The organism is Mesorhizobium sp. LNHC232B00 (assembly GCF_000502435.1).
GTDB lineage: Bacteria > Pseudomonadota > Alphaproteobacteria > Rhizobiales > Rhizobiaceae > Mesorhizobium > Mesorhizobium opportunistum.
On sequence record NZ_AYWP01000057.1, the window covers coordinates 1 to 20,235 of the forward strand.

At 64.0% G+C, this 20,235-nt stretch carries 17 protein-coding genes and 1 pseudogene; 8 read left to right on the forward strand and 10 right to left on the reverse strand.

What is annotated here, in order from left to right; genetic code table 11:
• On the reverse strand, positions 1–5,709 hold a 5,709-nt coding region (locus X743_RS138450), incomplete at its 3' end, for a kinesin (RefSeq protein ID WP_023769325.1).
• Between the two features lie 272 nt (positions 5,710–5,981).
• On the opposite strand from X743_RS138450, the gene X743_RS0137610 reads away from it, so the two are divergent.
• The 3 genes from X743_RS0137610 (at position 5,982) to X743_RS138440 (ending at position 7,882) form a co-directional block, all read left to right on the forward strand.
• Positions 5,982–6,350 (forward strand): Hpt domain-containing protein, encoded by a 369-nt coding sequence (locus tag X743_RS0137610; protein ID WP_013895256.1) that lies wholly within the window; start codon positions 5,982–5,984, stop codon positions 6,348–6,350.
• 97 nt (positions 6,351–6,447) lie between these two features.
• On the forward strand, positions 6,448–6,768 hold the full coding sequence (locus tag X743_RS138445; protein WP_013895257.1) for a 2Fe-2S iron-sulfur cluster-binding protein: 321 nt from the start codon (positions 6,448–6,450) through the stop codon (positions 6,766–6,768).
• 82 nt (positions 6,769–6,850) lie between these two features.
• Complete coding sequence (locus X743_RS138440) at positions 6,851–7,882, forward strand: NAD(P)/FAD-dependent oxidoreductase (protein WP_023769327.1); 1,032 nt, start codon at positions 6,851–6,853, stop codon at positions 7,880–7,882.
• 15 nt (positions 7,883–7,897) lie between these two features.
• Here X743_RS138440 and X743_RS138435 read toward each other — a convergent pair whose 3' ends face one another.
• Complete coding sequence (locus X743_RS138435) at positions 7,898–9,376, reverse strand: MDR family MFS transporter (RefSeq protein ID WP_023769328.1); 1,479 nt, start codon at positions 9,374–9,376, stop codon at positions 7,898–7,900.
• Positions 9,377–9,596: 220 nt separating this feature from the next.
• On the reverse strand, positions 9,597–10,220 hold the full coding sequence (locus tag X743_RS138430) for a DUF922 domain-containing Zn-dependent protease (protein WP_031250734.1): 624 nt from the start codon (positions 10,218–10,220) through the stop codon (positions 9,597–9,599).
• Between the two features lie 213 nt (positions 10,221–10,433).
• Here X743_RS138430 and folP point away from each other — a divergent pair, with 213 nt between their 5' ends.
• From folP to folK, 3 genes are all read left to right on the forward strand, one after another.
• Complete coding sequence (gene folP, locus X743_RS138425) at positions 10,434–11,318, forward strand: dihydropteroate synthase (protein WP_023769330.1); 885 nt, start codon at positions 10,434–10,436, stop codon at positions 11,316–11,318.
• A 73-nt stretch (positions 11,319–11,391) separates the two neighbouring features.
• Positions 11,392–11,751 carry a dihydroneopterin aldolase gene (folB, locus tag X743_RS138420; RefSeq protein WP_023769331.1) on the forward strand — a complete coding sequence of 120 codons (360 nt, stop codon included), beginning with the start codon at positions 11,392–11,394 and terminating at the stop codon, positions 11,749–11,751.
• Positions 11,735–12,247, forward strand: coding sequence for a 2-amino-4-hydroxy-6-hydroxymethyldihydropteridine diphosphokinase (gene folK / locus X743_RS138415; RefSeq protein WP_023769332.1), 513 nt, complete (start codon positions 11,735–11,737; stop codon positions 12,245–12,247). The genes folB and folK overlap by 17 nt, the downstream gene beginning before the upstream one ends.
• A 28-nt stretch (positions 12,248–12,275) precedes the next feature.
• Here the strand turns inward: folK and X743_RS138410 are convergent, their stop codons facing one another.
• Both X743_RS138410 and X743_RS138405 read right to left on the reverse strand, forming a co-directional pair.
• Positions 12,276–12,821, reverse strand: a complete 546-nt coding sequence (locus X743_RS138410) for a DUF924 family protein (RefSeq protein ID WP_013895264.1) — start codon at positions 12,819–12,821, stop codon at positions 12,276–12,278.
• Positions 12,822–12,848: 27 nt separating this feature from the next.
• Positions 12,849–14,684, reverse strand: coding sequence for a monovalent cation:proton antiporter-2 (CPA2) family protein (locus X743_RS138405; protein ID WP_023769333.1), 1,836 nt, complete (start codon positions 14,682–14,684; stop codon positions 12,849–12,851).
• Between the two features lie 246 nt (positions 14,685–14,930).
• On the opposite strand from X743_RS138405, the gene X743_RS138400 reads away from it, so the two are divergent.
• Positions 14,931–15,197 carry a hypothetical protein gene (locus tag X743_RS138400; protein WP_023769334.1) on the forward strand — a complete coding sequence of 89 codons (267 nt, stop codon included), beginning with the start codon at positions 14,931–14,933 and terminating at the stop codon, positions 15,195–15,197.
• A gap of 79 nt (positions 15,198–15,276) precedes the next feature.
• On the opposite strand, the gene X743_RS138395 is transcribed toward X743_RS138400, so the two are convergent.
• From X743_RS138395 to X743_RS138380, 4 genes are all read right to left on the reverse strand, one after another.
• Positions 15,277–15,828, reverse strand: coding sequence for a hypothetical protein (locus X743_RS138395; protein WP_023769335.1), 552 nt, complete (start codon positions 15,826–15,828; stop codon positions 15,277–15,279).
• A gap of 99 nt (positions 15,829–15,927) precedes the next feature.
• Entirely contained in the window at positions 15,928–17,037 is a 1,110-nt protein-coding gene (locus X743_RS138390; RefSeq protein ID WP_023769336.1) for a YcjF family protein, read from the reverse strand.
• The gene (locus tag X743_RS138385) at positions 17,034–18,512 is read right to left on the reverse strand and encodes a YcjX family protein (protein WP_023769337.1); all 1,479 of its coding nucleotides are present in this window, start codon (positions 18,510–18,512) and stop codon (positions 17,034–17,036) included. The genes X743_RS138390 and X743_RS138385 overlap by 4 nt, the downstream gene beginning before the upstream one ends.
• Positions 18,513–18,588: 76 nt before the next feature.
• Positions 18,589–19,092: a histidine phosphatase family protein gene (locus X743_RS138380; RefSeq protein WP_023769338.1), complete on the reverse strand. Its 504-nt coding sequence runs from the start codon at positions 19,090–19,092 to the stop codon at positions 18,589–18,591.
• A 273-nt stretch (positions 19,093–19,365) separates the two neighbouring features.
• Between X743_RS138380 and dksA the strand changes: the two genes are divergently transcribed.
• Positions 19,366–19,782: an RNA polymerase-binding protein DksA gene (gene dksA, locus X743_RS138375; RefSeq protein ID WP_023769339.1), complete on the forward strand. Its 417-nt coding sequence runs from the start codon at positions 19,366–19,368 to the stop codon at positions 19,780–19,782.
• 122 nt (positions 19,783–19,904) lie between these two features.
• Here the strand turns inward: dksA and X743_RS138370 are convergent.
• Positions 19,905–20,235 (reverse strand): annotated as a pseudogene (locus tag X743_RS138370) (hypothetical protein); the annotation flags it as partial.

Here is a 20,235-nt window from a genome sequence, read left to right on the forward strand (position 1 = left end):
CTGCGGGGCCGGGGCGCGACGCGGCGGCTCGGCCGGGCGTGCCGCCGGAGCTTGCGGTGCCGGACGCAAAGGGCGTTGCTCCGAACCATCGCCGCCGCCACGACCGGACTTGGCAACGATGTCCGAGAGCTCCTTCAGGGCGTTGATCTGCTCCGAAACGGCGCGGCGAATGGCAGAGGTCGATTCCTTTGCCTCTTCCGGCATCTCGATGACGCCCTTCTTGAGCTCGGCGCGGGTGAGGTCGAGCTCGCTCTTGATCGAGCCCGCGGTGCGCCGCATCTCCTCGGTCGCATCGGCGAAGCGCTTGGTGGCCGAATCGACGACGTCGGTGATGGCGTTGCGGATCTTGTCGGCCGACTCCATCGTCTTGCCTTCGGCGTTCTGCAGCGTCTGGCCGACGAGATTTTCGAACGAGCGCATGACTCTTTCGAGATCTTCCGATTTCTTGACCAGGCCGACGGCGAGATCCTCGAGCGACGACTGTCTTTCAAGCGTGTGTTCGAGGTTGCTCTGGGCCGAACTCAACAGGTCCGAGGCGCTGGCCAGCAGACGGCTGTGTTCGTCGAACTTGGTGGCGATCGAGGCGACTTCACGCAAGGTCGACGAGGACAGGTCCGTCAGTCTTGTCGTGTTCGAATCGACCAGACGCGCCGAGCTGGCAAAGGTCTGTGCCGCCTTTTCGGTGGTGGCCGCGAAGCTCTGCGTGCTGCCGGTCAAGCGTTCGTCGACCTCGCCGAGATTGACCGCGGCCTGCTCGATCAGCTGGCCGAGCTGCGAGCTGGACTTGGTCATGCGGCCGATGAGATCGGCGACGCTGTCGGACAGCGACGAGCGCGCGCCTTCGACCGCCGACAGGGTCTCGGCGGTGCGGCTGGCGAGCGCATTGACCAGGGCTGCATTCTCGCTGCGCAGCTTCTCGGTGGCGCGTTCCGTGACCTCTTCCATGCTCTTTTGCAGCTCCGAGCCGCCCTGGGCGAAACGCTCGACCAATGGGCGGGCGGTTTCGTCGAGGATCTTCGACATCTCGGCGGAGCGCGCCGCGAGCATGGTGTTGAGCTCACGGGTATTGGCGCCGATCGTCTTGGCGGCGTCGTTGGTGCTCTGGCCGATATGCTGGCCGACCGCAGTGAAGGTCTCGGCGATCACATTGGCGCGCGACACCAGTTGCGCCTCGGCGCTCGAGACCTGCTCGTTGAGCCTCTGGCCCATCGTCTCGGCGGTGTAGGCGAGCCGGTTCTCGACGCTGGCGACCTGCTCCTCGACACGGGCGGCCGCGGCCGCTGCGCTCGATGCGAGACGCTCGTCGGCGCCGGCAAGCGCCTGCTCGATTTCGCGGGCGTGCACGGCCAGTTCCTGGCCGGTCTGGCGCGCACGATCGGCGACCCTCTGCTCGGTGTTGGCGAAGGCGCCGACAATGGTCTGCGCGTGCTCGCCGATCGTCGACGTGCTGTCGGCGATGCGCGAAACCAGGCGTTGATCGGCCTCTTCGAAGATGCGGCCGATCTCGGACGCGCGGTTGGACAGCGCGTCCGAACCTTCCGCGATGCGCGACACCAATTGCTGGTCGGCGGCATCGAAGATGCGGCCGAGGTCCGATGCGCGGGCAGCGAGCGCCTCGGCCGATTCGCCGATGCGCACGCCGAGCCGCTGGTCGGCGCTTTCGAAGTTGCGCAGGATGTCACCGGCGCGGGCGGCCAGCGACTGTGCCGTTTCGACGGCGCGGGCAACAAGCTTCTGGTCGGCCGCGTCGAAGGTGCCGGCGATCTCGTTGGCGCGGGCGGAGAGCTGATCGGCGGTCTCCTGGGCGCGGGCGGCGAGCTTCTGGTCGGCCATGTCGAAGGTTCCGGCGATCTCGCTGGCACGGGCGGCCAGTTGGTCGGCGGTTTCATGGGCGCGGGCCAACAGCGTGCTGGAAGTATCGTCTGCCCGGGCAAGCAAGGCGTTCGAAGTGTCTTCGGCACGGGCGTGGAGACGACGATCCGCATCCTCGAAGGTACGGGCGATGTCTTCGGCCCGCGCCAGCAATGCGGCGGACGTCTGCTCGGCGCGCTCGGCGATCTTGCGATCGGCGTCGCTGAACGCCGCACCCGCCTGCTCATGCAGCGCGCTGGTGACTTCCAGGACCTTTTCGCGCAAAGCGCCGGCGACGAAGACGGCGCTCTTTTCGAGCACGTTGCGGACGTTGTCGACGCCGGTCGAGAGCGCGCGTTCCATGGTGCCGGCGCGTTCCTCGATGATCCCGGTCTGACGGCTGAACGCCTCTTCGATCTTTTCCACGTCGGCCGCGATCGCGGTGGAAATATCGGTGCTCCTGGCCGCGATCTGATCGATGTGGCCAGACAGCGAGCGGTCGACGTCCCTGCGGGTCTCGGCGAGCTTGCCGAGATCCTCTTCAAGCGCGCGGCTCAGCATGTTGCGGCCTTCGGCCAGCTTGCCGACATGGCCGGCGATGACACCGTCGATGTCGCCTCGGCTTTCGGTCAGCTTCTGCAGGTCGGCTTCGAGCGCGCGCTTGAGAATGTCGCGGCCCTCGGCCAGCTTCTCCACCTGGCCGGCGACCAGGCCGTCGATGCTGGAGCGGCTTTCGGCCAACTTGGCAAGATCGGCTTCGAGCGCGCGCTTGAGAACGTCGCGGCCTTCGGCCAGCTTCTCCACCTGGCCGGCGACCAGACCGTCGATGCTGGAGCGGCTTTCGGCCAGCTTGGCAAGGTCGTCCTCGAGTGCCCTGGACAGGGTCGAACGTTCCTGGACAAGCCTGTCCGCGTGGCTGTTGACAAGGGTGCTGACGCCTTCGAGGTCGTCCTCCAGCGCCTTCGACAGCGTCGAACGATCCTGGACGAGCCGCTCGGAATAGCTGTTGACAAGGCTGTTGACGCTTTCGAGATCGGCTTCGAGTGCCCTGGCGAACTGAGCACGGTCATCGACCAGTTTTTGCGACTGGTCGGCGACGGTGTTCTTGACGGTGTTGAGGTCGGCTTCCAGGGCGCGCCGCAGGATGTCGCGGCCTTCCGAAAGCTTCTCGACCTGACCGGCGACCAGACCGTCGATGCTGGAGCGGCTTTCGGCCAGCTTGGCAAGGTCGTCCTCGAGAGCCTTCGACAGGGTCGAGCGGTCCTGAACGAGCCTGTTCATGTGGTCGGCGATGACGCTGTTCACGTTCTGCAGGTCGGCTTCCAGGACCCGCGAAAGCTGTCCACGGTCCTCAGCCAGTTTCTCCGACTGGCTGGATATGACGCCCTTGATGGTGTTGAGGTCCGATTCCAGCGCCCGCTTGAGGATGTCGCGGCCTTCGGCCAGCTTCTCGACCTGGCCGGCGACGAGGCCGTCGATGCTCGATCGGCTTTCGGCCAGCTTGGCAAGGTCGGCTTCGAGCGTCTGCGACAGCAGGCTGCGGTCGTTGGAGAGCCGTCCCGAATGATCTTCGATCAGGTTCCTTATGCCCGAAAGGTCGTCCTCGAGCGAACGGCCGAGCAGGCTGCGGTCTTCGGCCAGCTTTGCCGAGTGCGACTCGATGAGGCTCTTGATGCCGGCGATGTCGTTTTCCAACGCCTTGGCGAGAACGGCGCGGCCCTCGGCGATCTTCTCCACCTGGCCTGCGACGAGGCCATCGATGTCGGCGCGGCTGTCGGACAGTTTGCCGAGATCGGCCTCAAGGGCACGCGACAGGATGTTGCGGCCTTCAGCCAGTTTCCCGACATGTCCGGCAACCATTTCATCAATGATCGTACGAGCTTGCACGAGCTTCCCGGAGTCTTCGTTGAGAGCCAGGGAGAGCCGGTTGCGGCCTTCCTCCAGCCTTTCGAGATGGCTGCCGAGCGATGCATCGATGGCAGCGCGCGATTCGTTGACCTTGCGCAGATCCTCTTCGAGGGCACGCGCGATCAGGCTGCGGCCTTCGGCCAGCTTCTGCACCTGGTTGGTCACCGCGGCATCGATGCCGGCACGGCTCTCGTCGAATTTCGCCAGGTCCGCCTCCATGGCGGCCGCCATGCGCTCACGGCTTTCGGACAGCTTGCGGCTGTGGTTCTCGACGGCTTCCTCGATGCCGACGCGGGCATCGGAAAGGCGCTGGATGTCGGAATCGAACGAACGCGAGACGACATGACGCGCCGCTTCCATGCGGCCGGCAAAGTCGCTGGCGCGGGCCTCCAGCATGGTCGAAGTCGAGTTGACGATGTCGGCCATGTCGGCGCCGATCTGGGTCTTGCCCTGATCGATCATCGCGGACAACGTATCCTTGCTTTCGGCGAAAGTGTGGGCGATTTCGCGGGCGCGTTCGACCAGTGTCTCGTTGATCTGGCGGGCGCGGGCCTCGAGCGCCGCATTGAGCTTCTGCGTGCCGGTGTCGAGTGCCTCGGCGCGGGTCTGGAATTCGCTGATCAGCGCCTGGCCACGTTCGGCGAGCGTGCGCTCGATGCCGTTGAGGCTGGCTTCGAATTCCGAATTGAGGGTGCGGGCGGCGCCGCCAAGCAGCGACACCATGCCAGTGGTGCGATCGTCGAGCAGGTCGGTCAGCGACCGGGTCAGGCCGTCCGTCGTGTCCGTCAACTTTGCGATGCGGGTGTCGAGCAGGGAGGCAAAAGCCTCGCCGGAGGTCGACAGCCTGTCGGTGATGGTGTCGAGGCGGCCTTCAACCGAATCGAAGATCGACATCGAGCTTTCATTGATGCGGTCTATGAGCGTGTCACCGGAATTGGTGATCGTCATCGACAGCTTGGTCGACGCATTGAGGATCGAGTCGCGGATGATGTCGCTGGCGGCGCCGATTTCCTCCTTGAGCGTTTCATGCGCGCCCGAAATCGAGGCGCGGACACGCTCCGCATGGGTGACGACCGCCTCGCGTTCGCTGCCGAGCCCGTCGACGAGTGAGCGGATGCGGGTTTCGTTTTCCGAATAGGAGCGCTCGATCTGGTTGACCTCGCTATGGACCAGCGTTTCCAGTTCCACGGCGCGGGCGAGCGTGCGTTCGATGCCTTCGCCCATAGCCGCGACCTCGCGGCGAACGGCCTGGCCGATCATCATGACGCGATCCTGGGCGAGGTTTTCCGGCTCGGTCAGGCGGAAAGCCACTTCGGTCATCGACTGGGCGGCAATGCGCATGTCCTGGGCGCGACGGATCATCGCCGCGAAGGCCCAGAACAGGATCACCGGCACGATCGCCGCGACCGCGAGGCCAATCAGTTCGGGACGGGCAAAGAACTGGTCGAGCGTGCGGATCCGCCAGATGCTCGGTCCGAAAAGCAGGTTGGCCAATCCGCCGGCGCCCGCGATCCAGGCGAGAGAAACAAAGGCAATGACCCAATAGACGGTGTTGGAGGCGCGCCGGTTGAGGCTGTGCAGGAGTGTCTTGTAATCCTTCTGGCGATCGTCATTGGCCGGCGCGAAGCCCGTCGCCTGTGTGCCGAAACCCGTCGCCTGTGTGCCATTGCCATTGCGCGTCTCAACGGGGCGCAGTTCGGCGGGTTTGGCTTTTGGCGCGGGCTTGGCGGGCTGGGCCTGACTGACGGTGGGCTCCGGCTTCTGGTTGCGCCCCTCTCGTGCCAATTCGTCGGCGGCCTGGGATATCTGCGCTTCCAGATCTTCCATCGAAGCTGCGATATCGAGATCGCCGTCAGTGTCGCTGCTGAGGTCGATATCGAGCGCTTTTTCCAGTTCCCTGGCTACGTCGTTGTCGAGAGTTCTCGTCGTCGTCGTTGGTTTCTTCGCCATGCCTTCGCTACCCTGTACTAGCTGCCGCGGGCTTATAGTTGTCTTTATCGTACCCCCGCGCAGGAGGCTGAAAATGGACCCTCGTATCGTAATGACACAGGGGGGTAAAGAAAACATGCATTCCGTGGGATACGTAAAACTTTAAATATAAGGTTAACAGAAGCGTGATTCCGGTGCCGCTTTCGCAACATTTTTCCGGGCCACTCATTAACTCGTTATCCACTGGATTCGCCTAGTTTTCCAGGCGACCGAAGAAAACGGAGTTCGAGTTCATGCGTGGCGAAAGCGGCATTGCCTTCTCAATGCCCGGGGGCGACGTATCGGGAACGAGGCAGTCCCGGCCGGTCGATTTGGCACATCTTGCCCGGCAAACGATGGGCGATCGCGCCCTCGAGCAAGAGGTGCTGGCCCTGTTTGTACAGCAGGCGCTGTCGGTGCGCGACAAAATAGTCGACGCCGACGTCAAGGGCCGGCTTCTGCTGGCGCATGGGCTGAAAGGCTCGGCGCGCGGCGTGGGCGCCTTCGCCATCGCCGATTGCGCCACCGAGATCGAGCGTCGTCCGGAGGACGGTCAGACACTCAAACGGCTTGGCACGCTGATCGATGAAGTGCGCGATTTCATCGCCGCCATCAATCGCTGATCCCGGTTTGCGGAAAAACGTCACGGAGCGGCGCTTTCGCGCGGCAGTTGACTTGTCTGCCGGAGTGATTATCTCGGCGGAAACTCTCAGGTGAAAAATGACAAAACTGACCTTCATCGCCCATGACGGCACACATTTCGACGTGGATGCCGAAAACGGCTCGACGGTCATGGAAAACGCCATCCGCAACGCCGTACCGGGGATCGAGGCGGAGTGCGGCGGCGCCTGCGCCTGCGCGACCTGCCATGTCTATGTCGATGAGGCGTGGACGGCCGAAGTCGGAGAGCCGGAGGCGATGGAAGAGGACATGCTGGACTTCGCCTACGAGGTCCAGCCCAATTCGCGGCTTTCCTGCCAGATCAAGGTGCGCGACGCGCTCGACGGCCTCGTCGTGCGGGTGCCGGAGCGCCAGGGCTGAAAAGCCGATTTTTCCCGCTGCCGCTTGGCAGCGAGCCGGTGGTCATGCAGTCTCACGCCAACACAGCAGCGAGGCAGAGCGCATGACCGGCATCATCAGCACAGACGTCCTCATTGTCGGGGCAGGGCCTGTCGGCCTGTTTTCGGTGTTCGAGCTCGGCCTGTTCGACATGAAGTGCCACCTGATCGATATTCTCGACCGGCCAGGCGGCCAATGCGCGGAACTCTATCCCGAGAAGCCGATCTACGACATTCCCGGCTGGCCTTCGATCTCGGCGCAGGGGCTGGTCGACAAGCTGCTCGAGCAGATCGCGCCGTTCAAGCCGGATTTCACCTACAACCGGATGGTTTCCAGCCTCGAGAAGCTGGAGGATGGCGGCTTTCGCGTCACCACGGACGAAAACGAGGTGTTCGAGGCCAAGGTTGTGGTGATCGCCGCCGGTGGCGGCTCGTTCCAGCCGAAGCGCCCGCCGATCCCCGGCATCGAACCCTATGAAGGCAAGAGCGTCTTCTATTCGGTGCGCCGCATGGAGGATTTTCGCGGCCACGACCTGGTCATCGTCGGCGGCGGCGACTCGGCGCTCGACTGGACGCTGAACCTGCAGCCGGTGGCAAAGAGCGTCACGCTGGTCCACCGACGGCCCGAATTCCGGGCCGCACCCGACAGCGTCAACAAGATGTATGCCATGCAGGAGATGAAGCAGCTGGAATTCAAGGTTGGCCAGGTGACCGCGCTCACCGGCGCCGACGGCCAGCTCTCATCCGCGACCATCAAGGGTGGTCCGGAGGGCGATGTCGAGGTGCCTTGCACCCGCATGCTGCCATTCTTCGGCCTGACCATGAAGCTCGGCCCGATCGCGGAATGGGGGCTCAATCTCCACGAAAACCTGATCCCGGTCGACACCGAGAAGTTCCAGACATCGGTGCCCGGCATTTTCGCGGTGGGCGACATCAACTGGTATCCCGGCAAGCTGAAGCTGATCCTGTCGGGTTTTCACGAGGTGGCGCTGATGGCGCAAGCCGCCAAGCGCATCATCAGCCCCGGCGAGCGCATCGTGTTCCAGTACACGACTTCGTCCACGAGCTTGCAAAAGAAGCTCGGCGTGGTGGAGTGACCTGGCTGCCTGGCTCTACTCGGCCATCACCGGCGGGTGCTCGGCCTGGCCGCGGAGCGGTTTCTCCGGCATCAACGCGAGCGTGATCAGCGCCAGGAACAGCGTCGCCGCGGCGACAAGGAAGATCATCACGAAGGGCTCGGCGGATATGACCTGGCCGACGGCCAGCGTGCCTTCGCCGGCCAGCGGCAGGCCATAGCCGAGGGCGACGGCACCGAGCATTGCAACGCCCAGCGCACTGCCCAGCGAACGCAGGAAGGTCAGCACGCCGGTCGCGACGCCAAGATGCGCCCGGTCGACGGCGTTCTGGACCGATACGGTGGCGACCGGGAAGGTCGTCCCGCTGCCCAGGCCGACACAGACCGTCAGGACTTCGACAACCAGCAGCGAAGCGTGCCCGGCGACGAGGGCGAGCAGGCCGAGGCATATGATCGAGAAGAGAACGCCCACCATGGCGATCCGCTTGTAGTGGACGAAGCGCGGTATTGTTCGCCCGCTGAATGTCGCGCCGGCCACGGTGCCAAGCAAAAGCCCCAGCATCGCAAGACCCGACTCGCTGACCGACAGGCCGACGATCGACTGCAGGTAAACAGGCAAATAGACCGCCAGGCCTATGTTGGCAGCCTGCAGAAGGAACATCGACAAGGTGCCGGCGCGGACGATCGGGTTGCTCAGCACTTCAAGCGAGATCAGCGGTTCGGCCGCGCGCAGCAGCCGCAGCGAAAACGCCGCCCAGAAAACCACCGATGCCGCCAGCAGCCCGAGGATTTCGCCGGACAGCCACGGATACTCGCTGCCGCCCCAGTTGAGCGCCAGCAGCAGCAAGGCCGTGGCCGCGACGAGCAGCAGCGCGCCCAGGCCGTCGATGCGATGCCGCTTGGCGGCGATCGGCAGCTTCTTGAGCGGGTTGTTGATGATCGCCATCGCCAGCAGGCCGAGCGGGATGTTGATCCAGAAAATCAGCGACCAGTGAAGATGTTCGGCGAAGGTGCCGCCAAGCAGCGGCCCGGCGATGCTGGCAACGGCCCAGGTGCCGGAGATCCAGGCGGCGTAGCGCGCTCGCTCGCGTGGCGGGACGAGGTCGCCGATGACGGTTTGCGTCAAGGTGAACAGGCCGCCGCCGCCGGCGCCCTGGATGGCCCTGCCGACGACCAGCACAAACATGTTGGGCGCCATCGCACTGACCACCGATCCGAGGAGAAAGATCAGGATGGCGGCATAAACGGTTGGCCGGCGGCCATAAACATCCGAGATCTTGCCGTAGAGCGGTGCCATGGCGGTCGCGGTCAGGAGATAGCCGGTGACGATCCATGGCAGGTACTGCGCATGGCCGAGCGCGTGGCCGATGGTCGGCATCGCCGGCGCGACGATGGTCTGATCGAGCGCCGCCAACAGCATCGACAAAAGCACGCCGGCGATGATGGCGTTCTTCTCGCTTTCGGTCAGCGGCGTGGCTGCAGCCGTCATGGTCTGCTTGTCGACAGCCTGGTCCATAGTCTTTGTCCATGTGCTTGCGCGCCGTGCGGTTCACCGACAGGGCTGGCCTGGTGCGTCCGCCACGCGATCGGTCGTGGTGCTCGTGCTCGATGGGTCGTGCGCTGCCAACCCGTGATATGTCGTTCCCTATAGGCCGATTTCGACCGCCGCTCGAAAATTTTTCGAAGCTGGTACTACGCTTCGGCCGGGTTGGCGCCATGGATGCGCCGAGGAAAATTCAGGCCGGCGGCCGCAATTGGCCACTCTCGATACGCTCGATGCGATAGCGCAGGAGCCGCAGGATGCGGCTTTCGAAATTGACGCCCTCGACGCGGTCGAACTGTACCTGGGCGCGGTCGTGCTCGGCGAGGACGGCGGCGGTGATTTGGGCCGCCTTGGCCTTTGCCGTATCGCAATCCTTCCGCGGATAGGTCGCCTTCAGCGCCTCTTCCAGCTTGCGGGCATGATTCTTGGCGATCTCGACATGGCGCTCCTCATGGCGCTTAATGTCGGCCGACAGCGTGTCCCAGAACAGCTTCACGTCGGCATCCGCCTTGCGCGGGCGGCGCCATTCCGGAAGGATCACCTTGACCTTGACGGTCACGGCGGCGTCGGCGATCCGGCAGGAACCTGCCTGCCGGGCGTAGCTGATGCGGGTGGTGAAGGCCATCTGGGTGGCACCGGGGTGGCGGGAGCCGGTGCTCTTGACCTGTGGCCCGCGTTTGGAAAGCTGCGTCTCGATATCGTCGAGGGTGCTGCCGCCGATGGAAAAATAACTGTATGTCTTCACGAGATTGGCCGCGCCCGCCGGGATGGCGGTCATGGCAAGCAGCAGTGCGCAGAGCAGGGATCGTTTCATCATGTTGCCTCTTCGAGCACCTTGCTTTACGGCCGTTGCCGGCGCAACGGAATTGATCCGGCGCGGATCACACATCGTTGATGAGCCTTGAGACGGATGATTTCTGGTCGGGTCGACCTGAAATCTGAATCCGCCTCCAAATCAAAGGGGTAGAGCATCATGTCGTCCGAAAACCGCTTCACATTTTTCGGCATCATGCTCCAAGGGTGACGAGCAATGACGGCGAGGCGATGGCAACTGGCCCATGGACGCCATCTCGACCTTGGCGAGAGAGCTGTGGTTGCCGGCATCCTCAACGTCACCCCTGACAGCTTTTCCGACGGCGGCCTGTTTAGTGGGATCGAGACGGCGCTGGCCCAGGCACGCCGCATGATCGCCGAAGGGGCAGGAATTGTCGATGTCGGCGGGGAATCGACCCGGCCCGGCGCTGCCGCGATATCGGCCGAGGAGGAACAGGCGCGCGTCCTGCCTGTAATCGAGGCGCTGGCGAGCGCCGGCGACGTGCTGATTTCCGTCGATACCTATCGAGCCGAAACCGCGCGCCTTGCGGTGGCTGCCGGCGCGCACATCGTCAACGATGTCTGGGGCTTGCAGCGCGAACCTGACATTGCGCGCATCGCGGCTGAAACCGGTGCCGGGCTCATCGTCATGCATACCGGGCGGGATCGCGAGAAGCTGCCCGACGTCATTGCCGACCAGTTGGCTTTCCTGGGAAAATCGCTGGAGATCGCCCGCGGGCACGGTGTCGCCGACGACCATATCGTGCTCGACCCCGGCTTCGGCTTCGCCAAGGAGACGGCGGAGGAAAACCTCGACCTGATGGCGCGGTTCTCCGAGCTTCATGGGCTCGGCTTTCCGCTGATGGCCGGCACCTCGCGAAAGCGCTTCATCGGCACCGTCACCGGCCGCGATGCGGCCGACCGCGCCGCCGGAACGGCGGCGACCAGCGTCATCCTCAGGCTCAAGGGCGCGCATCTGTTTCGCGTCCACGATGTCGCAATCAACGTGGACGCGCTGGCCATGGCGGATGCTATGCTGGCACGTGAAACCGCCGCATCGGCCCGAAAATCGGGATCGATTTTCGGAAAGCACGATGCGTAGATTCAAAAGTGTTAGAGCGTACTTTGTGCGTCCAAGTGGACGCACGTCGCTCTAAGGACCGGGACGCTGAGCCATGTATGTCATCCGCTTGAAAAACTGCGCCTTCTTTGCCCGGCATGGCGTGCTGGACGAGGAGGAGGCGCTGGGCCAGCGTTTCTATGTCGACGCGGTGCTGTCCGTCGAACCCGGGCGCGCCCTTGTCGACGACGCGATCGGGGAAACCGTCAATTACGGCATCGCCTTCATGGTGATCGAGAAGATCATCACCGGCGAGCGGCGCTTCCTGATCGAGGCCCTGGCAATGGAGGTGGCAAAGGCGCTGACGGAGCGGTTTCCCCAAATCAGGAAGGCCGAAATCACCGTGCGCAAGCCCAATGCCCCGGTGCCCGGCGTGCTCGATTACGTCGAGGTGACCGTTGTCTGGCCAGAATAACACCGTCTATCTCAGCCTCGGCGGCAATCTCGGCGACCCGGCGGCCTCGATGGCCGCGGCGCTGCGCATTCTCGACGCCGATGCGGATACAAGCGTGGCCGCTGTTTCCTCGCTCTACCGCACGCCGCCCTGGGGCAAGCTCGATCAGCCGGATTTCCTCAATGCCGCCGCCGAACTGTCGACGCGGCTTTCGCCTCGCGCGCTGCTCGACCTCTGCCTCGACGCGGAGCGCAAGCTGAAGCGGGTGCGCGAGGAGCGCTGGGGGCCGCGCTTGATCGATATCGACATTCTGGTGTTCGGTGACCGTGTCATCCACGAGACCGGGCTGGAAGTGCCGCATCCGCGCATGCTGGAACGCGCCTTCGTGCTGGCGCCGCTGGCCGAGATCGCGCCCGGTCTGGCGGTTGATGGGCGAAGCGTATCGGAGCGTTTGGGCGGCGTGGATGCCGCCGGTATCGAGCGGTTGCCATCCGGCCGTGACTGGTGGCTGCGATAAAGCACCAAAATAAAGAAGCAGATCCGCGTCAGCCAGAGAAACCACCACCGTCCAGAAATGCCTTTTCTTCCGGCGTGGTTTCGCGGCCGAGCATCCTGTTGCGGTGCGGAAAGCGGCCGAAGCGCTGGATGATGTCGCGGTGCTCCTCGGCATATTTGAGGTATTCGGGCGCATTGGCGGTGGTGAGTGCCACGGACCTTTCCTGATCGGCGAGCAGTTCCGAGTGCTCGAATGGCAGATAGAGGAATACGCGGAGTTCCGGTTCGAGCAACAGATCGTGGCCGGCCAAAACCGCTTTTTGAGCGAAATGCCTGGCAAGCGGGTCGGTTGCATACATATGGCCGGTGCCGCGAAAGCAATTTCGTGGAAACTGGTCGAGCAGGATCATCAGCGCCAGCGAGCCTTCGGCATGATCCGACCAGCCGTCGCATTCACGCCGCGCGGCTGCGTAGTGCAGGTCGAGAAAGCGATTGCGGAAGTCGGTATCGAAGGCCTCGTTCTTCTCGAACCATGCGTCCTCGCCGGCGTCACGCCAGAATTTGCTGACCGACAGGGCTCTGCTGTCCAATTCCATGCGTGGTTCCCTATTCAATCGGCGGATTCAATCGGCAGTTTCGGATTTATGCAGGACGCCGGCCGTCTCTTCATTGAGGGCCTGACCGGCACGTCGCGGCGTGGACAGCGGCGTCGGAATCGGCGTTCCGATATTGCCCCTGAGGAAACGCTGTCCGGCGCGGATGCCTTCGGCGAGCTGGGTTTCGAAACGGTCGGTGTCGCGGCGCCTGACATCCTCAATCGTTTCGGCCACGTCCTCCGGATCCACGCCGAGCGATTCCAGGGCCGAGCCGCCGAACACCAGCGCCGATTCGAAGGTCTCGCGCAGCTGGAAATCGACGCCCGCGCGAATGAGCTGCAGTGCCGTGCCGCGATCGAAGGCGCGGGCCAGTACGGTCAGCAACGGGAACTCGGCTTTGACAAGCTCGGCGATGCGAACGGCGGCATCGGCCTTGTCGACGCAGATGAGCACGGCGCGCGCCCTGCCGGCACCCGCGGCATGGAGGATATCGAGCCGCGTGCCGTCGCCATAATAGACCTTGAAGCCGAAGTCGGCTGCCGCCTGGATCATCTCAACGTCGTTGTCGATGATCGACACATCGATGCCGCGCAGCAGCAGCGGCTGGCTGGCGATCTGCCCGAAGCGGCCGAAGCCGATGATCAGCACGCTGCCGCTCAGACCGTCGGCGACATCGACCCCATCGAGCGACTGCTCGTCGTGCGGCGTCAGGTACCGCAACGCCACGATGGCCAGCGGGGTTAGCACCATGGAGATGATGACGATGGCGGTGAGTGTCGCATTGGCCTGGTTGTCGATGATGCCGACGGCGGCGGCGGCCGAATAGAGAACGAAGGCGAATTCGCCGCCTTGCGCCATGAAGACCGCGCGTTCCAGCGCTTCGCGATGGCCTGTCTTGAGGATGCGGGCAACGGCATAGATGCCGAACGCCTTCATTGCCATGTAGGCGACGACATAGATGGCGATCAGCTTCCAGTTCGCGGCCACCACATGCAGGTCGAGCGACATGCCGACCGCGAGGAAGAACAGGCCGAGCAGGATGCCGCGGAACGGTTCGATGTCGGCCTCGAGCTGATGGCGGAAGGTCGATTCGGACAGAAGCACGCCGGCCAGGAACGCACCCATCGCCATCGACAGGCCGCTGAGCTGCATGGCGAGCGCCGACCCGAGCACGACCAGAAGTGCGGCGGCCGTCATGACTTCGCGGGCACGGGCATCAGCCAGGATGCGGAAGAAGGGGTTGAGCAGATAGCGCCCGGCCACCACCAGCCCGACGATCGCGGCAAGGCCTATACCGACCTCTGTCAGCCGCTCCGACAGGCTGGTATCGGCGCCGCCAGGCGCCAGGAACGCGATCAGGGCCAGCAGCGGCACGATGGCGAGGTCTTCCAGCAGCAGGATGGAGACGATGCGCTGGCCTTTCGGCGAGGCTATTTCGCCGCGTTCCTCGAGGAGCTGCATGACGATTGCCGTCGAGGTCAGCACGAATCCGGCGCCGGCAACGAAGGATTGCGAGACTGGAAACCCGCCGGCCATTCCAACGCCGGTGAGCAGGACCGCGCAGACGCCGACCTGAAACGCACCGAGCCCGAAAATCTCGCGGCGCAGGCCCCATAGCCGCGACGGCTGCATTTCCAGCCCGATGATGAACAGGAACATGACGACGCCGAGTTCGGCGACATGGAGGATGGCTTCCGATTCGGAAAAGATGCGCAGGCCGAACGGTCCGATCACCACACCGGCGGCCAGGTAGCCGAGAATCGAGCCCAACCCCATGCGCTTGAAGATGGGAACGGCGACGACGCCAGCGGCAAGCAGCGCCACCACCTGGACCAGATCGCTGCCCGATGCCTCTGCCGCCATGCCGTCATTCCGCTCGTTCGAGGATCGTTTTGGATTGTGAAGTCGTGTGACAAGGGCGCAAAGATACGGGCTTAGGCGGGGATCGAACAGCCCCGAATCCGGACCAAGGTGATGTTGCAGGCGCGATACACAAGTTGACGCCGCAACCACGTTGCTTCTTGCCACAATCAGAGATTAAGGACGCTCGGCTTCGGCCATTGGAGGGCGCGACGATCAAGTCGCGCCCTTTTTGAGGAGATGACTGACATGAAGAAGTTTTTGTTTGTTGCCGTCGGCCTGGCGGTGCTGGCCGGTTCGGCTTGCTCCAAGGCGCCCGAGTGCACGGCGGAGATCGCGACCAAGAAAGCGCAGGACATGGCCGCCGCGCTGCAGGAAGCGATCACCAAGGATCCGTCCAAGGCGGCTGACCTGACCGCCAAGGTGCAGGCGGTGACAACGAAATACCAGGGCGCCACCACGCTGGCCGACGCCTGCAAGGCCTATGACGAGTTGACTGTGGCGATCAAGGGCTAAACGCCTGATTCGATGGGATCAAAACCGAGCGGCGGCCTGTTGGTCGCCGCTTTTTTGTTTCGGGCAAGATCCAGGATGGTCAGTTCGGGGCGATGGAACCGACTTCGACGGTGTCGACGCGTTTCAGGCTCATGCCGATCACCGGGACAAGCTGATCGGCGACGCGGACGGCAACGGTCACGGTCATCGAATTGTCGTCGGGAATGCGGGCTTGCATGACGCCGCGCAGCTGGTTTCGGTTGATGGTGAAGACCACCTTGCGGGCATCGACCACATTGCCGCCAATAATGTCGAGGCCGGAACCGGCCGCGCCGCCCATGAAAGAGCCCTTGTAGTCGCGGCCCCTGCGCTCGATCTTGGCCGACATCTGCTGAGTGAACATGCCGACCCGGCAGCCGCCGTCGAGCGTCATGCCCATCTGGCCGTCGGGCGTCGAGCCGGTGAAGCTGCAGTTGAATTTCGTGCCCTTGTACTTGCCGGCGACGATCTCGCCCGGGCCAACCCATTTGCCTTCGGCCGAATGGAAGAACTGTTTGTCCGGCTCCGCCGCCGACGCCCCCGAGGCGATGCCGGCGACCGCTGTGATCGCGGCGGCGAGAGGCAGGATGCTGGACAGAATTACGCTTTTCATCGACGACACCCGGCAACAAAGAGGCTGTTTGAAACCGGTTCGACCATGAAGAAGATTGGTTAATGCTTCGTCACTTTCGGTGTTCGAAAGCGCAATCTGTCAACCATCTCGAAGGCTCGAACCTTGTTTGCCGGGCTCGGCGGTTTCGGCGCCTTTCCTTGTCGCAAACGATGTCAGCGCCGAGAGGAAATCGCCCAGGCCCGGGCGCTTCGCGGCGCTGAAGGGCAGGGGACGCGCGGTCTCCATCGCCGCTATCCCGATGCGCGCCGTCATCATGCCGTTGACGACGCCCTCGCCAAGCTTGGCCGAAAGGCGTGCCGCCAGGCCGTGGCCGACGATCTGCTGGACGAAACTGTCGCCAACGGCGATCGAACCGGTGACCGCCAGATGCGCCAGCACGCTGCGCGCCAGGCGGAAGAACCCCAGCGTTCCCGGCCGCCCGCCATAAAGTTCCGACAGGCGGCGGATGAGGCGCCCGGCTTCGAAGACGACATAGGCGACATCGACAAGCGCCCGCGGGCTGACCGCCGTCACCAGCGAGACGCGCTTGGCGGCCTCGAGGATCATCACCTTGGCCCTGGCGTCCAGGGGGCCGAGAATCTCCGCTTCGGCCAAGCGTACCAGATTGCCGCCGTCGATGATCTCGCCGCGCAGTTCGGTCAGGGCGCGGCGGCCAGCCGCCGTCTCGGGTTTGGCCGCGACGAAGGCCGACAGCTCGTCGACCACCGACCGTGCGGCCTTCGGATCGTCGCGGGCGATGGCATCCAGCGCCCGCTTCTGCAGCTTTTCGACTTCGGCGAGGCGGGCGATCGCCAGGAATTCGCGGATGAGGATCACCAGCAACGCCAGCACGGCGATTGCAGCCATGCCGGCGGCCAGCCAGCCCAGCCATTCGGCGCGCGCGAACAGATCGCGGATGAGCTGGTCGGTCCACAGGCCGACAGCCAGCGAAACCAGCACGCCAATGGCGCCGAAGAAGATGCTGCCGAACAGCGAGCGTTTCCTGGGGGCGATCGCCGGTGGCGGTTCGGCGGCGATGATATCGGGTTCGTCGAAGACGTCGACTTCCGCCGGGATGACCAGCGCGACGCCGGGCTTCATCGCACGAGGTTTGCGCGAGGGCTCGTCCGGGCGCGCCTGTGGCGTCTGCTGTCTCGGCGCGGCCTCCGACTCGATGCGGAAGGCCGCCGGCTTGCGGGGCGCGGTCATGCCAGATGGTCTCCGATCAGGAACTGCAAGGCACGGTCGAGCCTGATATGCGGCAGCGACAGCGTGACGCCTTCGGCAGTGCGTTCGAGTTTTGGCGGACGGAACCGGACAAAACGGATTGCCGGGTCCGAGGAGTCCTGTCTGTGGTCGGGGCCCGAAACATCGAACACCGCATCAATTTTCTCCGGTAAATCACCGGGAAATATAGCAGTTTCCGTCTTTCCGTCGAACGTTTCACCGTTGATCTTCTCGCCGGCGATCGGCGTGCCGATGATGACCGGCAATGTCTCGCGGCCCTGCTTGACGGTGCCTTCGCGGGTTGCGCGCACCGCTGCCATGGCGACGACATCGACGTCGGCGCCGGTGAAGTTCGCCCGCGCCACGGCACGGTCGGCCAGGCGCCGCACGATCGCCTGCAAGCGGTCATGGCTTTCGTGGTGCAGGTGATCGGCCTTGGTCGCCGCGACCAGGATGCGGTCGATGCGCCGTGAAAACAGGTCGGTGAGGAAACTGCCCCGCCCTGGACGGAAACAAGCCAGTATCTCGGTTACCGCCCGCTCCAGGTCTGCCATGGCGCCGGGGCCGGCGTTCAGCGCCTGCATGGCGTCGATCAGCACGATCTGGCGATCGAGACGGGTGATGTGTTCGCGGAAGAAGGGTTTGACGACATGCGTCTTGTAGGCCTCATAGCGCCTTTCCATCATGGCATGGAGCGAGCCGCTGCGTGGGCGCCTGTCGCCGAGGCCGGCCAGCGGGGCAAAGGTCAGCGCCGGCGAGCCTTCGAGGTCGCCAGGCATCAGGAAACGGCCGGGCGGCAAGGTCGAAAGTGCCCTTTCGTCGAGCTTGCAGGCCTTGAGATAGGCGGCGAAGCTTTCGGCCAGGCGGCGTGCGGTCATCTCGTTGGCGTCGGCGTTGGGGTCGATCTCGGTGGATATCGCCCGCCAGGCCCGCGACAGGTCCTCGCGCACCGGCAAAGTGGCCATCTCAATGGCCTCGCGCGAAAAATCGGCGAAGGATTTGCCGAGCAGCGGCAGGTCGAGCAGCCATTCTCCGGGGTAATCGACGATGTCGACCGACAGTTTGCCTGACGAGAACATGCGGCTCCAGCCGGAGGCCGATTCATACTCGATGGTCAGCCGCAGTTCCGAAATGGCGCGCGTCGAATCAGGCCAGACTCGGTCGTTGACCAGTGCGGCGATGTGATCCTCGTACTGGAAGCGCGGCACGGCGTCATCCGGCTGTTCTTCGAGGAAGGCGCGCGCGATTCGCCCGGACTTCTGCGCCTCGAACAGCGGCAGGCGCCCGCCGTGGATCAGATTGTGGACCAGGGCGGAGATGAACACCGTCTTGCCGGCGCGCGAAAGCCCTGTAACGCCCAACCGCATCGATGGAGAAAAAAGCCCTGAGGCGCGTCCCGACAGCGTATCGAGGGCAATTCTCGCCTCGTCGGTGAAGGTGGTCAGCGATGATGCCAAAATGTGATCTCTCGGGCTTCGGTCCGTCCGATATAGGCTCTGAAACCCAGCTTTGAAATGGCGCCGGAAATCGGGATCAAAGATCGGCCGGTGTCAGAAACGCTTCGAGATAGCCGGCGTGCTGGGACACTTTCGCCAGATCGTCAAGGAAACGCACCACCGCCAGGCCCGAGGTCGGGAACCCATGATTGAGCATTGCGCGCGCCGTCTCGTCGCCGTCGCCGGAAACCGCCATGGCCAGATCCTCCGTCATCGGGTTGTGGCCGATGACCAGCAGCGAACCCGAGCCGCCGTGCTCCTGGATGAGGCGGAGATAGCCGGCCGCGTCCTCGCTGTAGAGCGTGTCGAAAAACAGAACCTTGCCGGTGTCGGTCTGGCCGGCCAGGCCCTCGAGCGTCTCCTTGGCGCGCTTGGCATTGGAGCACAGCGTCAGGTCCGGAACATAGCCCCGTGATCGCATGGCTGTTCCCATGATCTCGGCATCGGCGCGGCCGGATGCATCGAGCGGGCGATCGAAATCGCGCATGCCGGGCAGCGCCCAACCAGCCTTGGCGTGTCGTAACAGATAGAGCCTGCTCACCCAACCTCCATGACGCCGAAAGCCGAAACCGCACCGCGATTAGCCACGAGAACGGCTTGGCGCACAATGGTTCGTGTTCTCGGCGCGATGAATCACAGGAGACTGCGCGGCAAAGGGTTGACGCACTTTCTCCATCGAATCAGGGGCATCTCGCCCCAAGGAGGGCCGCCGGGATACTTTAACAATTGCGTGAGTCGGTCGCCGATTGCGCTTGTGCAGGCGTTTGGTCGCGAATATATAGGCGCCAAATTTGGGGCTGTTTGGGTGAGTCGAATGAACGACATCGTTACCGCCGATTACGTACCCTCCGAAGACGAGCCGTTCATGAACGAACGACAGAAATCCTACTTCCGCCAAAAGCTCGTCACCTGGAAAACTGACATACTACGCGAAGCGCGCGAAACTCTCGAAATCCTGCAGCAGGAAAACGCCAACCATCCGGACCTCGCCGACCGCGCCTCTTCGGAAACAGACCGCGCCATCGAGCTCAGGGCCCGCGATCGCCAGCGAAAGCTCATCTCGAAGATCGATTCGGCGCTGCAGCGCATCGACGAAGGCACTTACGGCTATTGCGAGGAAACCGGCGAGCCGATCGCGCTGAAGCGGCTCGATGCGCGCCCGATCGCGACATTGTCGATCGAAGCGCAGGAACGGCATGAGCGCCGCGAGAAAGTCTACCGCGACGACTGAGCCGTACTTCCCGAGCTGAGTTGCAGTGACATCGATGTTGAAATGGCCGGGAAACCGGCCATTTTTTTATCGAGAACTCAGCGCCGAATCAGCCCAGCCCACCGGCAAGCGGCTCAGGCGCGCTACTTTTTCTGGCTGGACAGTTCGCCCAGAAGCTTGGTCATTTCGTCGTCCAGGGACTGCGGCGCCTTGGCCGCCGGTTTGCCCGCCGGGACGCCGGAGCGGGGCTGGTCGAGCGAAACCTCGAGTTCCCTCATCAGCGTGTCGTCGATGCTGTCCTGCCTTGACGGCGGCGGCGCGTGCTTGACGACATTGGCGTTGGCGGAGCCATAGGCGGGCAGCGGCGTGACATTGGTCGACTGATAGGGTTGCGTCGCCAGCTTCGGTGCGGGCGCCGGTGGCGGCGCTGCGGGGCGCGGGCGGGCGGGCATTGCCGCGGTCACCGGCTGCGGC

What these genes read in the sequence shown, in the direction of transcription:
- X743_RS0137610 (WP_013895256.1), top strand. Translation starts at nt 5,982, where the DNA reads ATGCGTGGCGAAAGCGGCATTGCCTTCTCAATGCCCGGGGGCGACGTA.
- X743_RS138445 (WP_013895257.1), top strand. Translation starts at nt 6,448, where the DNA reads ATGACAAAACTGACCTTCATCGCCCATGACGGCACACATTTCGACGTG.
- X743_RS138440 (WP_023769327.1), top strand. Translation starts at nt 6,851, where the DNA reads ATGACCGGCATCATCAGCACAGACGTCCTCATTGTCGGGGCAGGGCCT.
- X743_RS138435 (WP_023769328.1), bottom strand. Translation starts at nt 9,376, where the DNA reads ATGGACCAGGCTGTCGACAAGCAGACCATGACGGCTGCAGCCACGCCG.
- X743_RS138430 (WP_031250734.1), bottom strand. Translation starts at nt 10,220, where the DNA reads ATGATGAAACGATCCCTGCTCTGCGCACTGCTGCTTGCCATGACCGCC.
- folP (WP_023769330.1), top strand. Translation starts at nt 10,434, where the DNA reads ATGACGGCGAGGCGATGGCAACTGGCCCATGGACGCCATCTCGACCTT.
- folB (WP_023769331.1), top strand. Translation starts at nt 11,392, where the DNA reads ATGTATGTCATCCGCTTGAAAAACTGCGCCTTCTTTGCCCGGCATGGC.
- X743_RS138410 (WP_013895264.1), bottom strand. Translation starts at nt 12,821, where the DNA reads ATGGAATTGGACAGCAGAGCCCTGTCGGTCAGCAAATTCTGGCGTGAC.
- X743_RS138405 (WP_023769333.1), bottom strand. Translation starts at nt 14,684, where the DNA reads ATGGCGGCAGAGGCATCGGGCAGCGATCTGGTCCAGGTGGTGGCGCTG.
- X743_RS138400 (WP_023769334.1), top strand. Translation starts at nt 14,931, where the DNA reads ATGAAGAAGTTTTTGTTTGTTGCCGTCGGCCTGGCGGTGCTGGCCGGT.
- X743_RS138395 (WP_023769335.1), bottom strand. Translation starts at nt 15,828, where the DNA reads ATGAAAAGCGTAATTCTGTCCAGCATCCTGCCTCTCGCCGCCGCGATC.
- X743_RS138390 (WP_023769336.1), bottom strand. Translation starts at nt 17,037, where the DNA reads ATGACCGCGCCCCGCAAGCCGGCGGCCTTCCGCATCGAGTCGGAGGCC.
- dksA (WP_023769339.1), top strand. Translation starts at nt 19,366, where the DNA reads ATGAACGACATCGTTACCGCCGATTACGTACCCTCCGAAGACGAGCCG.